Origin of the sequence: Paenibacillus sophorae, assembly GCF_018966525.1 — a bacterium.
Classification (GTDB): domain Bacteria; phylum Bacillota; class Bacilli; order Paenibacillales; family Paenibacillaceae; genus Paenibacillus_AQ; species Paenibacillus_AQ sophorae.
Window position 1 is genome coordinate 3,632,721 of record NZ_CP076607.1, and the last position, 15,019, is coordinate 3,647,739.

At 49.9% G+C, this 15,019-nt stretch carries 15 protein-coding genes; 13 read left to right on the forward strand and 2 right to left on the reverse strand.

Going from position 1 to position 15,019, the window contains the following annotated elements; translation table 11 throughout:
- Positions 1–46 precede the first annotated feature (46 nt).
- The 11 genes from KP014_RS17160 (at position 47) to KP014_RS17210 (ending at position 9,883) form a co-directional block, all read left to right on the forward strand.
- Entirely contained in the window at positions 47–295 is a 249-nt protein-coding gene (locus tag KP014_RS17160) for an acyl carrier protein (RefSeq protein WP_036597217.1), read from the forward strand.
- Positions 288–1,613, forward strand: coding sequence for an ATP-grasp domain-containing protein (locus KP014_RS17165; protein WP_051500232.1), 1,326 nt, complete (start codon positions 288–290; stop codon positions 1,611–1,613). Before KP014_RS17160 ends, KP014_RS17165 begins: the two co-directional genes overlap by 8 nt.
- Positions 1,614–1,677: 64 nt before the next feature.
- Positions 1,678–2,721 (forward strand): glycosyltransferase family protein, encoded by a 1,044-nt coding sequence (locus tag KP014_RS17170; RefSeq protein ID WP_090833967.1) that lies wholly within the window; start codon positions 1,678–1,680, stop codon positions 2,719–2,721.
- Positions 2,690–3,859 (forward strand): radical SAM protein, encoded by a 1,170-nt coding sequence (locus tag KP014_RS17175; protein ID WP_036603104.1) that lies wholly within the window; start codon positions 2,690–2,692, stop codon positions 3,857–3,859. Before KP014_RS17170 ends, KP014_RS17175 begins: the two co-directional genes overlap by 32 nt.
- Before the next feature lie 33 nt (positions 3,860–3,892).
- Complete coding sequence (locus tag KP014_RS17180) at positions 3,893–4,879, forward strand: ABC transporter ATP-binding protein (protein WP_036603106.1); 987 nt, start codon at positions 3,893–3,895, stop codon at positions 4,877–4,879.
- Positions 4,876–5,685, forward strand: coding sequence for an ABC transporter permease (locus tag KP014_RS17185; RefSeq protein WP_036603110.1), 810 nt, complete (start codon positions 4,876–4,878; stop codon positions 5,683–5,685). The genes KP014_RS17180 and KP014_RS17185 overlap by 4 nt, the downstream gene beginning before the upstream one ends.
- 3 nt (positions 5,686–5,688) lie before the next feature.
- The gene (locus tag KP014_RS17190) at positions 5,689–6,501 is read left to right on the forward strand and encodes an ABC transporter permease (protein WP_051500579.1); all 813 of its coding nucleotides are present in this window, start codon (positions 5,689–5,691) and stop codon (positions 6,499–6,501) included.
- A gap of 20 nt (positions 6,502–6,521) precedes the next feature.
- On the forward strand, positions 6,522–7,496 hold the full coding sequence (locus tag KP014_RS17195; protein WP_051500580.1) for a class I SAM-dependent methyltransferase: 975 nt from the start codon (positions 6,522–6,524) through the stop codon (positions 7,494–7,496).
- A gap of 13 nt (positions 7,497–7,509) precedes the next feature.
- Positions 7,510–8,460 (forward strand): class I SAM-dependent methyltransferase, encoded by a 951-nt coding sequence (locus KP014_RS17200; protein WP_175491814.1) that lies wholly within the window; start codon positions 7,510–7,512, stop codon positions 8,458–8,460.
- Between the two features lie 4 nt (positions 8,461–8,464).
- The gene (locus tag KP014_RS17205; RefSeq protein ID WP_036603112.1) at positions 8,465–9,412 is read left to right on the forward strand and encodes a 3-oxoacyl-[acyl-carrier-protein] synthase III C-terminal domain-containing protein; all 948 of its coding nucleotides are present in this window, start codon (positions 8,465–8,467) and stop codon (positions 9,410–9,412) included.
- Between the two features lie 18 nt (positions 9,413–9,430).
- Positions 9,431–9,883 (forward strand): hypothetical protein, encoded by a 453-nt coding sequence (locus KP014_RS17210; RefSeq protein ID WP_036603115.1) that lies wholly within the window; start codon positions 9,431–9,433, stop codon positions 9,881–9,883.
- On the opposite strand, the gene KP014_RS17215 is transcribed toward KP014_RS17210, so the two are convergent.
- Entirely contained in the window at positions 9,880–11,058 is a 1,179-nt protein-coding gene (locus tag KP014_RS17215; protein WP_036603118.1) for a macrolide family glycosyltransferase, read from the reverse strand. The genes KP014_RS17210 and KP014_RS17215 overlap by 4 nt on opposite strands.
- Positions 11,059–11,340: 282 nt before the next feature.
- Between KP014_RS17215 and cooS the strand changes: the two genes are divergently transcribed.
- Complete coding sequence (gene cooS / locus KP014_RS17220; RefSeq protein WP_216700380.1) at positions 11,341–13,269, forward strand: anaerobic carbon-monoxide dehydrogenase catalytic subunit; 1,929 nt, start codon at positions 11,341–11,343, stop codon at positions 13,267–13,269.
- 22 nt (positions 13,270–13,291) lie between these two features.
- Positions 13,292–14,104, forward strand: coding sequence for an ATP-binding protein (locus KP014_RS17225; RefSeq protein WP_036603122.1), 813 nt, complete (start codon positions 13,292–13,294; stop codon positions 14,102–14,104).
- Positions 14,105–14,215: 111 nt separating this feature from the next.
- Here KP014_RS17225 and KP014_RS17230 read toward each other — a convergent pair whose 3' ends face one another.
- The gene (locus KP014_RS17230; RefSeq protein ID WP_036603126.1) at positions 14,216–14,791 is read right to left on the reverse strand and encodes a CGNR zinc finger domain-containing protein; all 576 of its coding nucleotides are present in this window, start codon (positions 14,789–14,791) and stop codon (positions 14,216–14,218) included.
- Between the last annotated feature and the right edge of the window lie 228 nt (positions 14,792–15,019).

Below are 15,019 nucleotides of genomic sequence, written 5' to 3' on the forward strand. Positions count from 1 at the left end.
TATATATGTTATTCATATCATCTTAATTTAGAAAGGAAGAGGAGAAATGTTTGAGAGTATTAAAGAAATTATTATCAAAGTTAAAGAGGATGAAAGCTTGCGAAGCACTCTTACACCAGAGAGCGATTTGATTAATGATGTCGGCCTGGATTCGCTACAAATGATCAATTTCATTCTGGAGATTGAAGACCAGTTTGGAGTGGAAATTGTTTATGAGGATTTGGATTACAACAGTCTGCTGTCCATTGAGCGTTTCATGGATTTCCTGAACGGAATGGAGAAAAAGATTGGCTAGAGAGCTGGTTGCCGGAATCTTTGACGCGGAGTCCCACTGGAGAGATGAGAATCTGGCGCGCTTGCCCGCTATTCGCGATAAAGAAAGAGAACGGATTGTTCTGGCAATGGATGAGCTAATGTTTCCGTTCTGCGGCAGCGGCGATACGCTGTTGACCCGGTTTGCCATGGAGGATGCACATAAGGCGTATCTGGCAAGCATTGGTTTCTCCTTCGGGCATTTGGTCTGGGAGGGAGAGGAAGCTTCGGCTAATCTCTTTCAGGCCATGGTATCCGATTCGAATTATGATGAGCGGTATAGAGCATTTGACGCTTTATCCCCTTTTTCAATCGTGCCTTATACCCGTGAGGTTATCGCCAAATATGGATATGACACCAAGGTGCCAGGGATCGAAACGGTGAAGCGGGTCAATTCCAAAATATACTCTACCCTTTTAACGGGAAATCTTCTTGGCACAAGCTTCGGTAAGCCCGTCTACTCGGCAGAAGAGCTGTCGGTGCTTGGACATAACCTGCTGGCGGAGCATGGATCGGTTCTTATTAAAGATCCGTACGGCGTTTCCGGAAAAGGCAATATGCTGCTTCAATCGCAGGCGAGCCTGGAGCGAGTGGCGTCTTATATCCGCAGGCAGGAAGGGCAAGGCAAAGCTGCCGCTTTCGTCATCGAGCCTTACCTGGATGTAGAATGCGATTTCTCCTGCCAGTTCGATATTTTGAGGGACGGCTCATTTCAATTAACCGGCTTGCAGAAAATACTCAACAGACAGTTTGCCTATTTGGGCTCCGAATCCATGGATGCAGATGGGCGGGAGGCGCTCGAAAGAGCAGGCTACTTCGAAGTGCTGATGCAAGCTGCCGCCAGCCTGTATAAAGATGGCTACTATGGACCGGTGTGCATCGACTCGATGATACTGAAAGACGGAACGCTAGTGCCGATTGTCGAGATTAACGCGCGGAAGTCGATGGGATTCATTAATCATCGTTTGGATCAGGTGCTTGAGACCTGCGGAAAAAAAGGCTTCTTCACCTTCCGGTCGGTCGGCTTCAAAGAACGGTTCGATTATGAATGGTGGCTTGACGAACTGAAGCGGCATGACATTCTGTACCCGAACCGGCAAGGAAACGGCATTCTGCCGCTGTCTTCCGCCACATTATTCGCTGGCGCAGCCGAAGCCGGAACAGCCGCTCCCGAAGGCGGCGGCTTGTACAAGGGCAGGCTCTACATGACCGTTATTGCCGATCATATGCCGGAGCGGGAACGTTATTTGGAGCGAATGAGACTAAGCTTCGAGTCTAAAGGAGGGAAATGGTATAGCTAGCGAGACTTTTAAACAGGTTACCCTGCTCGGTTCCGGCAACTCGTTAGGGGTTTATGTGCCGGTCATGCAGCTGAGCAGCCAATTGAACGGCAGAGGCATACCAGCGGAAGTGTGCGTGCTGGAGGATCTCTACCTTGATCACATTAAACAAAAGGTGCCCGCCTATAAAAAAGCTTTTCATCAAAACTTCGCCGTAGCCAAAAAAGGGGCCGAGCTGGCCCGTGATATTTCCAGCTGCCTGGATTCTATCAAGCTGCAGCAGCTCTTTGAAGTCTGGAGCCGGGAGGGCAGAACCCGATTAATCACCGCAACCGGCTTCTGGCTTCCGATAATAGAGCAGTATCAACATTATATCGGGAGCCCGCGGCTGGAGGTGGATTGTCTTCACCTGGACGCGGTTCACTCCCCTTCTTATTTGGTATACGAGGACATAGGCGATTCATATAATCATATTTGGTTCTATGACCCGGCTTGCAAGGGCATGTCCTACCGGATTGCCATTTCGAAAGAGGCTCCTGTACCGCTAAGTATGAGGGAAGAACGTTATATTGCGCACGGAGGGGGATGGGGAATCGGGACTTATCCGTCAGCCGTACAGGAACTGCTTCAGGCGGGGAAACGCCTGAATGTGCTTGCCTATTACCAAGAAGATATTAATCCCCATGAGCAAATTCAATATTACATGAATGATCCCGAATGGAGCCCCTGGGTAAAGGACGAATACGACCGCATGCAGTTTCCCCCGCTTGCGCGCATCGAGCCGGGTCAGGCGCCGGCCTACCGGAATCAGCAGCCTTATCCGCCGCTATTCGATGTCATTCGGCACTCCGCCGCGATCATCAGCAAGCCGGGCGGATATTCCTTGATGGAGTCCTTTGCCGCGGCGACGCCATTCGTTTTTCTGGAGCCATTCGGCAGGCATGAGGCGGCTAATGCCGCCTACTGGATTAAGCAGGGCTTCGGAATCTGGTATGAGGATTGGAAGGCCCAGCGTTATTCCTTGGATACGCTCATTTCCATGCATGAGAACCTGATACGAGCACGAAATCAATCAATGGATTATGGAGGGATTCTTGATGCAGCCCAAAACAACCCGGAAATTCGATGAGCAGGTGTTCAACGATCTGAAACGAACGATTATGAACATGTCGCGGGCAAGCCGCTTGCGAAAGGCGGACAGCCGATATGCGATGGAGGTCCCGGAGGATATCGGGATCAAGCTGAACAACGGCTGCAATTTGCGCTGCAAGCATTGCTATGAATGGAATGAAGACGGCTTCCATCGGGAGATGACCAAGGAGGATCAGAGGAAGGAAATTGATATCGCGCTTGTAGAGAAGCTGCTGGCGTTTACGCGGGAGAAGAAATCCAAGCTGTACTTGTGGGGCGGCGAGCCGCTCTATTACAGCCAATTTTCGCAGCTGGCCGATCTGCTGGAACAGGATCAGCGTACCGTTACCCTTTGCACGAACGCTGTTTTGGTGGAGCAGCATCTGGAATCGCTGCTCAAGATCGGTGAAGGGCTTGTCGTACTCGCCAGCCTGGAAGGATTCGAAGCGGAGAACGATGCGATCAGGGGCAAAGGGACCTACCAAAAGGTTATCCAAGCGGTCCGGCTGCTGCTGGAGCTTCAAAGAAAAGGCATTTTCAAAGGCAAGGTCTCGATCAGCCTGACGATGAACGATGCCATGATTCCGAAGCTGTTTTCCTTTATGCAGCATTTTCAGGAGATGGGCGTCGATTCCGTCTATTTCGTCTATCCCTGGTATATTTCTGCCGAATCCGCGGCGGACATGGATAACTTGTACAGGAAGGAGCTCAGTTGGCTGAACCCGGCCGAGCCCGGGAGCTGCAGCTGGCATTCCTTCACCTACCGCATTTCACCGGAGAACGTGGAGCTGCTGAAGGAGGAGGTTCGCCGTATCTCAGAGCATACGTGGAGCAGCCGGATACGGTTCATGCCTGCACTGGAGCTTGACGAGATCGGCGATTTCGTGAGCGGGGTCCAGATGACGGGGATGAAGCGGAAAGAGTGCCTTGCCATTTCCACCCGGATGGATGTGCTGCCCAGCGGGAACGTGACGCCGTGTAAATTCTTTCCGGAGCTTGCAGTCGGCAACATAAGCGAAGCGCCCGCCAATGAGGTGTGGCACGGGGAGAATTACGGCAAGCACCGTGAGCTGCTGTCCTGCGGATTGATGCCGGTCTGCTCCCGCTGCGGCCTGCTGTATCATTACGGACGGTAATTCCAACATATAAGAGCAGGGTGTTGATGCTACTTGGAAGAAGCGATCAAGGTTGAGCAATTGGCCAAGAGCTTTACCTATTATACGAAGGACGTCGGAGTGATGAACTCCCTCAAAAATCTGATCTACCGCAAATCCTTAACCAAGCAAGCGGTAAAGGACATTACCTTCTCTATCGGCAAGGGCGAAATGGTCGCCTTTCTCGGACCGAACGGTGCGGGCAAAACAACGACGTTAAAGATGCTCTCCGGCATCCTGCATCCCACTGGCGGCAGTCTTTCCGTACTGGGGTTTAAGCCTTATGAGCGGAAAAAGGAGTTCAAGAAGCGTTTCGCGATTGTCATGGGCCAGAAAAGCCAGCTCTGGGCGGACCTCCCTGCGGCGGAGTCGATTCTGCTGAACCGGTACATCTACCAGGTCGAGGAGCAGACCTACAAGCGGACGCTCGATGAGCTGGTCGAACTTCTGGATGTGAAGCATGTGCTGAATGTCCAGGTCCGGCGGCTGTCGCTGGGTGAACGCATGAAGATGGAGCTGATCGCCGCGCTTATCCATAAGCCCGAGCTGCTGTTTCTGGATGAGCCTACTATCGGGCTTGATGTCGTCACGCAGAAGAGAGTAAGGGAGTTTCTGGCGCATTACAACGAGCATCATAAGACAACGATTATTTTGACGAGCCACTACATGAAGGATGTTGAGGATTTGTGTAAAAGAACCCTGATTATCAACGACGGCCGGCTCGTCTTCGACGGCAACTTGAATCAGGTGCATAGTGCGGTGAATGAAACCAAGATTGTCAAGCTGAAATTCAGCCAATCCGTCGAAGCGTTCAGGCTTGAGCCGTTCGGAGCCGTTCGTCAGACGGACGAATTTGCGGCAACGCTGGAAATCGCCAAGGAACAGATTCGTCCGATTTCGAGAGAGCTGCTCAACCTTTTCCCGATCGAGGATATTACGATTGAAGAGAAGCCCATCGAGGAAGTCATCGTCTCTCTTTATAACAGGACGCAGCCCGTATGAGCATTTATCCGAAATATATACGCGTCTTTAAGCTGGGCGTTCAGGCTTCGATGGAATACAGGCTTGACTTTGCCTTTTCTCTGATCAGCGCGTTCTTCCCGATTATGATCCAGTACTATATTTGGACCGCTGTCTACGGACGATCAGGCTCAGGACAATTTTTCGGCTATACGTACGGAGAAATGATTCTGTATACGATTGTGGCGGCGATTGTGACCAAAATCGTGACGACCAATATGGATCATGTCATCGCATCGGACATCAAGGACGGGGCCCTGAATAAATACCTGGTGCAGCCGGCCAGCTACTTCGGGCTGAAGCTGTTTACTTTGCTTGGGCAAAAGCTGTTCTTTTTCACGGTCATGCTGGCTGTTTTGTTTCTCGTTATCTATTATTTTGGCGGACGGTACACCATCCGTATCCCGCATGTAAACCTGGTGTGCTTTGTGGCGGCGATGGCCTTGTCGCTGATCTTGAACTTTCTCATTTCATACACGATTGCGGCAATCGCCTTTTGGCTGTCCGAAATCTCCTATTTCTTCGAAATGACCGGACTGCTTGTCATTATTTTGAGCGGCGGCGTGTTTCCGATTGAGGTGTTCGGCCGGACGGTGAGCAGCCTTCTGAACTATCTTCCTTTTAAGTACACCATTTATTTTCCGTCCAATGTGATCAACGGGAAGCTGATGATGAATGAAATCACGGAAGGGCTGTTGATGCAAATCTTTTGGATCGGTGTCATGTTCCTCGTTTCGAAGCTGGTGTGGCGGCTCGGCTTTAAAAAGTATCTCGGTTTAGGGGGCTAATCGTTGGAAACGCGGCTCGGCACGCTCAAAACCTATGGCATCATTTATTTACAATTCATTAAAAACTGCTTTATCGCGCAAATGGAATACCGTACGAATTTCATATTAGGCATCGCTGTTGAAATCGCCTACCTGCTGTCCAAGCTGCTGTATGTCGTCGTCGTATATAAGAGCGATTTGCATATCGGCGATATACCGCCAGACGGAATTTTGATGTTCGTGGGTACGTATACGATGATGACGGGTCTTTATTCTGGCCTGTTCTTCACCAATTTCGTCCGTATTTCGGACTATGTGAGAACGGGTGAACTGGATCTGCTGATGGTGAAGCCGATCTCCCTGCAGTTTATGGTCTCGCTCCGTTATATCGATTTGGGTATGCCTATTCCCAATCTCGTCGCAGGCATCACGATGGTTTCCATAGGCTGGAGCGCGCTCGAAATTCCCGTTACCGCGTACCATCTGTTCTTGTTTGTGCTGTACCTTCTGTCCGCCTTGGTCATTACTTACTGCTTGATGATTATTCCGGCCATTCTGTCCTTTTGGTTCGTCAATACCGGGGGCCTCGCGGGTATATTTTATGCGATTTGGGATGCCAACAATATGCCTATGCCGATTTATCCCCGGCTGATTCAGAGGATCGGCGTATATGTGCTGCCTTTTCTAGTGATTACGAATTTTGGGCCGCTTAGCGTCATGGAGAGGCTGGACGGTGGGCTTATGCTGTGGGGTGCGCTCGTCCCGATCCTACTTCTGGTGTGTGTCCGTTTGATTTGGAGAAAGGCGATCAAAAATTATAGCAGCGCAAGCGGCTAAAATGACGAGGAGATGTTAATATGAACACGACTTGGCCATTGTCAGGCATTACCCTGGTGTGCACCGAGTGCAAGAATGCTCTGCATGAGGCGGACGGACGTTTGGTCTGCGGGACTTGCGGTCTCGAATACGCACGGGAAAATGGTGTAGCGAGCATGTTAATCAACAGCCCTTTGGAGGAGAAGCTTTCGGAAGGCGCGGCACGGAAGGAAGCGATCATCGGCATGTTCGATTCCATCAACCGGTCGCTTGAGGAGAAGCGGATTTCCAGATTTTCCACCTTTATCAACTGGGGGTATGCCACCCCTGGGAACGAACCAACAGGCGGGCCTCTGGGTATAAATCAAAGCAGCATCCGTCTGCTCCGCGAAATCATTGGCGGGCTCGATCTTTCAGGAAGGGATATTCTGGAAATCGGCTGCGGACGGGGAGGCAATGTGAATGAGCTGTGCAAAAGCTATGGGGCCGGCAGCGTGGTCGGCATTGATCTGACGCCATCCAATATTTATTTTTGCCAGGGAAACAACCGATATGAACAAGCCTACTATTGTATTGGCGACGCGGAGCAGCTGCCTGTCCGCACGGAGAGCTGCGACTATGTGCTGAACGTCGAGTCCTCGCATTTGTACCCGCATATCGAGCTTTTTTTTGAAGAGACCTACCGTGTATTAAAGCCTGGAGGGACATTTTTGTATGCGGATATTATGAGCGCTTCCGACCTGCCGCGCTATGAAGAGCAATGGCAAAAACTTGGCTTCCGCACCGCATATATCCGGGATATTACCGGCAATGTATTGCAATCGGGAGACGAGTCGCTGGGCAGTCGCCGGCAGGCGCTTGAAGGCTCCTTTGAAGGCGATGAACGGGTCATGGAATGGCTGGAGGCGCCTGGCACGCAAAACCACACGGATATGGTCAGAGGCCAAAGGGTGTTTAAAATCATACATCTGGTGAAAGATGCCTCAGGCATCGAAGGCGCGGCAAGCCATGGCTAAGGAGGGGGATGCAGTGAGCAGTGCTTGGCCAATCACTGGCATGAGCTGGGCATGTCCGCGGTGCAAGCAAGCACTGGAGAAAAAGGAGTCTTCATTCGACTGTACGTCATGCGGGGTAAGCTACCCCGTGCAGGGCGGATTGATTCCATACCTGCTTTTGGAGAGCAACGCTCAGGAAACGATGGAGCATAAGGAGCGGAAGGCGGCGGTTAAAGAGATGTTTACGTCATTTAACCGGGCCTTGGAGGATAACGGGGTGTCGCGCTTCTCCACATTTATCAATTGGGGGTATGCTGAGCCCAGCGATGAGAAAGGCGGGGCAAGCCTGCCGAGAGGAGTCAATCATCAATCGCTGCGGCTTCTGCAGGAGATCCTGAACGGAGTCGATGTAGAGGGGAAGGACGTGCTGGAAATCGCCTGCGGCAGAGGCGGCAACGTACGGGCACTCTGCAAAAGCTATGGGCCGCGAACCGTTGCGGGACTTGATTTGACGGAAACGAATATCGCTTTCTGTCTGGCAAGCAACCGGTATGAACAGGCTTCGTTCTGCGTCGGCGACGCGGAAGAGCTGCCCATCCCTGACGCTTGCTGCGATATCGTGCTGAATATCGAATCCTCGGATCTTTATCCCCGGATTAACCGTTTCTATGATGAGGTATTCCGCGTGCTGAAGGCGGGAGGCGTGTTCGTCTATGCGGATGATCTGGATGCGCTCAAGTTCGAGGAAGGTGAAAGGTATTTGATTGAGCTGGGCTTTGAAGTGTCGCTATCCCGCGATATCTCCGAGCAGGTTCTGCTGGCAAGCGACTTGGCTAAAGGCAGCCGTCTCGCGGCGCTAGGTGATACTCTCGGTAAGGGGGACGCCGTATGGGAAACGATGGGCGTTCCCGGAACGCCGATTTACGATGATATGCGTGCGGGAAAGCGCAGGTACAAAATTCTGCACCTGGTTAAGAAGGCGTGAAGCGATGACGGCAGCCCATTTAACCCTTACGGATATTAATGTATATATTCCATCATTCCGGCCTTCTATCGATCAAGTTATCCAGGAAATCAACGAAGACGGCGTTTCTTTCCGCTTAAGCGCGGCGGAGTACAGAGACAGCGGCTTTGAGCAAGTTCCCATCGCCAGGGATGAAAGTCTGGAGCATATGATTGCCCGGGTATGCGCCCCCATATTAAGCCAGGCAAGACAGGAAGGAATACGGCTCGGAGCGATTCTCTTCGCATGTGTCACGAGCGCCGGAGTGGGGGCGCAGAGCTTGTTCTCCGGGCTGCTCCGCGAATATGCCTATGGTGAGACGCCGGTTATTCAGCCAGAGGAATACGGCTGCGCTACCATACATTTATCGCTTAATTTGGCAAAAGCTTATTTGGCCGTTGAAACTGACGACAATGCCGCTGTATTGTTTGTCGCGGCGGATAAAGCGATAAGCTCTCATCACCGCAGCGACACCTATATGCTCTATGGGGATGCGGCAAGCGCCGCTCTATTCCGGGGGTCCGGTACCGGAGGGCAGCGGACGCTATCTACGCGGCTCAAAGTGGACGGTTTGGTATACGATGATTGTCCCGAACGAATTAAAATGTACTTCTCAACCTTCTATTTGGCTGTTCGTCAGGTTGTAAAGCAGGTGTTACGGGAAGCAGGAATGAGTATGAACGAGATCAGCCTTATTTTCTGCTCAAATCTGGGTCTGCACACCTGGAGTACGCTTGCCCGGGCGATCAGTTGTCCCCTGGATAAATTTTATGCCGGGGCACTTGGACATGCGGGGCATCTTCATAATACGGACATTCTGCTAAACGTGAACGATGCGGTCAGGAACGGTTCCTTGAACAGAGGCGACTTCTACTTGACGGTTACCGTAGGCTTCGGAGGCTATTACGGCTGTGCCTTGCACAAATATGAGTAACAGAGAATGAGGGTGGCTATGATTACGATGAAGACGGAATTAACGTTTAATGTTCTCTATTCGGGCACAAGGGCGGACGGTGAAAATCAATCGTTGGTAGACATAGCCATCGCTCAAATGGAAGCGAACAGACAATGGCTGACAGACATGGATGTACTGGTCCTTTGCTATCACGCGAATACTCCCCATGCCGAGCGAGCTTGCGCCAAAATCAGAAGAGAGCTTAATCTGCTCGACACGCTGCCCCTGACACTGGGGCATTCCGGAAGCCAGGCGTTCTCCCATACGCTGTCGCTGCTGGAATGGCTAATGTCCGGCGGGGAATATCGAAGGGCGGTATGCGTTCTGGCAGATGAAGACTTTGGCCCGAGCGGCTTGCCGCTGCCGGCTCAAGAGAACCCGCTGTCCATAATCGAGATCATGCCATACGAGATGAAAAAAGAAAACCGAATTGAAGCGGCTGCTGACTAATTGTTGGCAGCCGCATTTTTCAAAAAAGAATCAATGACTCCAATGGCTTTTTCTGGCCCGCCGCACTCTTGGAAACTATCATTGATTTTTTGTATCGCCTCTTTATATTCACTATTAGAAAGCACTTCATTTACGGCATCCTTTAAAGAGTTCGCATCAATATTATCTTTTGATAATCTGAAGCCAGCTCCAAGCTCAGTTAATCGCTGCGCCACCATGGGCTGATCCTTGTCATGGGGGATAACAACCAAGGGTACATTGTAATGAATAGCTTCATTAACGCTGTTCATTCCACCATGCGTAATAATAACGTCAGATAGGTTTAGTACATCTAATTGAGGTACATATGGAGAAATGATAAAATTTTCGGGCGCTTGCTTGATTTTAGTAAAATCAGCTTTTTCTCCGGCTGCGATCACAACTTTCCCCTCAAAATCAGAAAAAGCATCGATACAAGTATTGAAAAATTGTTCGACATGATCCAAAACGGTTCCCATAGAAATATAAAGAACCTTGTGATCTTTTAACGCTTCAAGAGAGAAGTGATCGGTTGTTTTCCTTTGTGGAAAGCTTGGACCAATAAATACATAATCCTCCCCGAAAAGCTCATTGTCAGGCTGGAAATATCGGCTTGTGTATACAATATTTATTTCACCGGAATTATTCATGAATTGAAGCATATTCTTGGGCACAACATCGAATTCCGCCTTCATTTGATCAAGTAATTTTTCAGCATTCTCGTCAGGCTGGAACGAATCAGGGCCAAGCATAGGTTTGAATTCTTTCTCGGGCATTAAAAACGATGCGGATGAAGAGACACTTGGAATATGTAAATAATCCCTCACTAACTCCCCTGCACCAAATTTGTCATAAATAATAAAGTCGAAGTTAGTGGTTTCCGATAACTGCTTCGTGATTTCAAGTATATCTAATGATGTTTGAATATGGATGTTTATAAAAGCGTTCAATCCGGAAGGAGTAAAGGGATCAATGGATGCTTTTCTAAGCAAATCAGAATGAAGATGTACGATCGCCCCAACTCCTTCTAGTCTTTCCTTGAACTTCTCAGTGGTAATATAGTGCACGTTATCTCCCCGATCAGCAAATGCTTTTACAATACCCAGGGTAGGGTTTACATGCCCCTCGGCAGGAAAATTAACCATTAATATGTTCATCGTCAGTTGTTCACTCCTTAAATCAGATTAAGTAAACCAAAGTGATGATTTACATAATTTACCTTACCATAGATTGTTATTTTTATAAAGGTTCCTCAGTGTATGGAGCATAGTCGGGATTGCTAATCGTAGCTTCCACTGCTGTATGTGTAAGGCTTTTCTATGTCGAATTGAATCGACAGCTTAACGATCCGGTGTTACAATTCCAGTAGATTACAATAAATCAATAGATTACTACATGTGGAAACGGATCAGTCGCTTAGAACAGGGAGGATGGATAAGGTGGCTAAAATAAGAGAACCGGAAGAGGTCTCCAAGGATACTCAGGTTCAGCAAATGCTGGCGGTTGCAAGAAGCAGGGGGATCGAAACGGCCTTCGATCGTGCCGATCAGATGGCGGCGAGGTGTCCGTTCGGGTCGGCCGGCCTCTGCTGCCGTTCCTGTCTGGAAGGTCCTTGCCGGATTGTGCCGAACGGAAGCGGGCCGAGGCGCGGAGTTTGCGGTTCGGATGCAGATACATTAGTGGCGAGAAGTCTCCTGAACACGATGATTCAGGGAGCGTCGGGCCATGCCGAACACGGCAGAGAAGTCGCAATGGCTTTGCTGAAGACGGCGGAAGGGAAGGCTCCGTATGTGATCCGGGATGTCGGCAAATTGATGCGGGTCGCGAAAGGTTTGAACCTGGAGATTGAAGGGAAATCCATTAACGAGGTTGCAAAGGCTGTGGCGCTTACGGCGCTTGAGGATTTTCAAAAGCATGAAGGCGTGATGAACTGGATTGAATATCGGGGTCACCAAAAGTCGCGGGAAATCTGGGATAAGCTTGGCATCACACCGGTAAATGCCCACCTGGAAATCGCAAAAGCGGTCACGAGAAACGCCATGGGCGGAGACGCCGATCCGCTCAATCTGCTGCTGGGCTCCGTTACGATGGGGCTGGTTGACGGCTACAGCGGACTGCACTTGTCTTCTGATCTGCAGGATATTCTGTTCGGGACGCCAAAAGCGGTCAAATTCAATTACTCCCTTGCGGTGCTTGATGAGAAGCAGATCAATATCGCGGTGCATGGCCATATTCCGCTGCTGTCGGAGAAAATCGTGGAATGGGCACGAACACTTGAGCGTAAAGCCCTAACCGTAGGTGCGGAAGGGATCAATATTGTCGGTGTCTGCTGTACGGGAAATGAGCTGTTAATGCGTCAGGGGGTACATGCCGCTTCCAGTTTTTCTTCCCAGGAGCTTGTTATTGTGACAGGAGCGCTTGAGGCGATGGTTGTCGATATCCAGTGTATTATGCCGGGAATCCAGCAGGTGGCGGAATGTTTTCATACCGAAATCATCACAACCATGCCCCATGTTAAAATTCCAGGTGCGACGCACGTTAATTTTGAACCGGAATACGCGGATGATGCGGCCAGGGAAATCGTGGAGAGAGCGATCCGCAATTTTGCAAAACGGGACCCGGCAAAAGTGGTCATCCCAGGAGGTTCGGTGGAGGCCTATGCCGGATTTTCCGTCGAACAGATTTGTGAAGTGACCGCAAAAATCAACGAGGACAAGCCTTTACAGCCGCTGATCGACGCAATCAAAGACGGGACCATCCGTGGAGTTGCGGCAGTGATCGGATGCACCAACCCGCGGGAGCCGCAGGATATAGGCAACGTCACCGTGGCAAAGGAACTGCTCAAAAACAATGTGTTGATCGTGACCACAGGCTGCGCCGCGCATTCGTTAGCGAAATACGGGCTGATGAATGAAGACGGGCTTGAAGCATGCGGCGACAGTTTGAAGGCTTTATTGCGGCAATTGGGACAGCATGCGGGCTTGTCCGCACTTCCGCCGGCTCTTCACATGGGCAGTTGTGTGGATAACTCCAGACCGCTGGATTTGCTGTCGGCCATTGCGGATGAGCTGGATGTTCCTGTCTCGAGCCTTCCCGCAGTCGGCAGTTGTCCGGAAACGCATAGTCCAAAGGCGCTTACAATCGGAACTTATTTTATGGCGCATGGTGTGGACGTTCATGTCGGCGTGGACCCGCAGGTGTCAGGCTCGAATCTGGTTGCCCGGACACTGACCGGAAGCCGCGAGGACAAAGAAATTACGATGGATGGACTGTTCGGAGGGAAGCTGATCGTGGAAAGTGATCCTGTGAAAGCGGCCGCTATTTTACTTGAACGGATTGATATGAAACGCAAAGCGCTAGGGATCTGAAAGATAAGGGAGGGGAAGAAAAATGAGCCAGGCATTAAAAATCGCAATTTCAGGTAAAGGCGGCGTGGGAAAAACAACGGTTGCCGCGATGTTCTCTCATTTATTGATGAAAAAAGGCCACCGGGTGCTCGCCATTGATGCGGATCAGGATGCCAATCTGGGAATGGCGCTTGGGTTCGGCAGAGAAGAACTCTCGGAAATCCGCACCATCGCTGATGACCGGGATTTGATCAAGAAAAAGACCGGAGGCGATCCGGGCGTCAGCGGCAGCTGGTTTTCGCTAAACCCGAAAGTCGACGATATTCCGGAGGACTATGTTGTGAGCAAAGACGGCATTAGGCTTTTGCAAATGGGCGGAGCATCCAAGGGCGGCGCCGGCTGCGCCTGTCCGCAGAGCACGCTGCTGAAGACCCTGCTCAATTACCTGGTGACCGAGGAAGATGACGCAATAATTATTGATTTTGAAGCGGGGCTGGAGCATCTAGGCCGTTCAACCGCCAAAAACGTGGATGCGCTGATGCTCGTAATTGAGCCGGGCAGCCGGAGTCTGGAAACGGCAAAATCCGTAATTCGGCTGGCGAAGGATATTGGCATCGAACAATTTTATTTGATTCAAAACAAATGGATGGAGGGACTAAGCAGCACCGATGTGTCTTTTTTCGCAGATGAACGGGTGACTCTGCTTGGCAGCATTCCATTTGATCCGGTCTTTGTATCCGCTGATCGAGAAGGTACGGCGGTATATAGTGCTTTGGATGATAGACTCATAGCTATTTTCGAGCAAATGCTGGACCGGCTGCTGGAAGAGATGAGCAGAACCCGCGAGTACGTATGAGACTGGCAAGAAATAAACTTCTGCTCCCCCTACTTCTTCTATAGAGTTTCCAAACGATAGCCATCACTCAAAAAGTGGTGGCTCTTTTTTTACGCTTCTTTGTTTTAGCCGTTAAGAGCGATACTGGTGGCGTGCTACTTTCATCCGGTTTCCGCATATTTTCATAGAGCACCACTTACGTTTCCCTGTAGCATCCATAAACATCCACAAACATTTTGGATTGGAGCACCGATGAAGAATGGCAAGCTTACCATTTGCCAGCAATTCCAGTGCGTCATAAGCAATAAGGGAGAAAAGGGCATTTTCATAAGGTCCACAGGGAATGGGTAAAAGCTTATTTTCCTTGATCACAAAGGTGAAAGGAGCATTATGGATATATCTCTCCAACGAATGAATCCAATGCTCGTCTACTAGTTGTCTATCTACGATATCCTCAAAGCCCTTTCGCAAGAGACCTCTAAGTTCTTTAAGAGCGGACAAGGATTCTTGCGGGAAATTGACATGGTTGTTTTGTGAAAATTGTTCGGCATGAATGACTTGCTCGGAAAACATGTGTTCAAGCCAATTGTAAACTTGCTGGCCGGTCTCAAGCAGATCATGCCTTTTTCCTCTTCGATTTTCTTCTGTATTAACCAAATTCAAAGATAGGGAGTTTGAAAGAAACTGGAATTTTTCTTGAACGGCCATTGAATCGGATCACCTTTCGTTTCGTTTTCTAACTCCATTATATATGTATAAAGGGTTAATTAAAAGAAGGAGATCAAAAACTAACCCCTTATTATTATATTGAAAGGTTAGTTATTGACAAAGAAAGAAGTTAATTGAAAGCGGAATCCAGAACATTTATAACTGGATTCCGCTTTTTTGTGCTCAATCAGGGAATAGGGAAATGCGGATTCCTAAAGAAGGATCACA

Bases quoted from the DNA above. Each gene is read 5' to 3' on its own strand.
- KP014_RS17185 (WP_036603110.1), top strand. From the start codon at position 4,876: ATGAGCATTTATCCGAAATATATACGCGTCTTTAAGCTGGGCGTTCAG.
- KP014_RS17210 (WP_036603115.1), top strand. From the start codon at position 9,431: ATGATTACGATGAAGACGGAATTAACGTTTAATGTTCTCTATTCGGGC.
- KP014_RS17170 (WP_090833967.1), top strand. From the start codon at position 1,678: ATGCAGCTGAGCAGCCAATTGAACGGCAGAGGCATACCAGCGGAAGTG.
- KP014_RS17225 (WP_036603122.1), top strand. From the start codon at position 13,292: ATGAGCCAGGCATTAAAAATCGCAATTTCAGGTAAAGGCGGCGTGGGA.
- KP014_RS17160 (WP_036597217.1), top strand. From the start codon at position 47: ATGTTTGAGAGTATTAAAGAAATTATTATCAAAGTTAAAGAGGATGAA.
- KP014_RS17195 (WP_051500580.1), top strand. From the start codon at position 6,522: ATGAACACGACTTGGCCATTGTCAGGCATTACCCTGGTGTGCACCGAG.
- KP014_RS17230 (WP_036603126.1), bottom strand. From the start codon at position 14,791: ATGGCCGTTCAAGAAAAATTCCAGTTTCTTTCAAACTCCCTATCTTTG.
- KP014_RS17215 (WP_036603118.1), bottom strand. From the start codon at position 11,058: ATGAACATATTAATGGTTAATTTTCCTGCCGAGGGGCATGTAAACCCT.
- KP014_RS17175 (WP_036603104.1), top strand. From the start codon at position 2,690: ATGCAGCCCAAAACAACCCGGAAATTCGATGAGCAGGTGTTCAACGAT.
- KP014_RS17205 (WP_036603112.1), top strand. From the start codon at position 8,465: ATGACGGCAGCCCATTTAACCCTTACGGATATTAATGTATATATTCCA.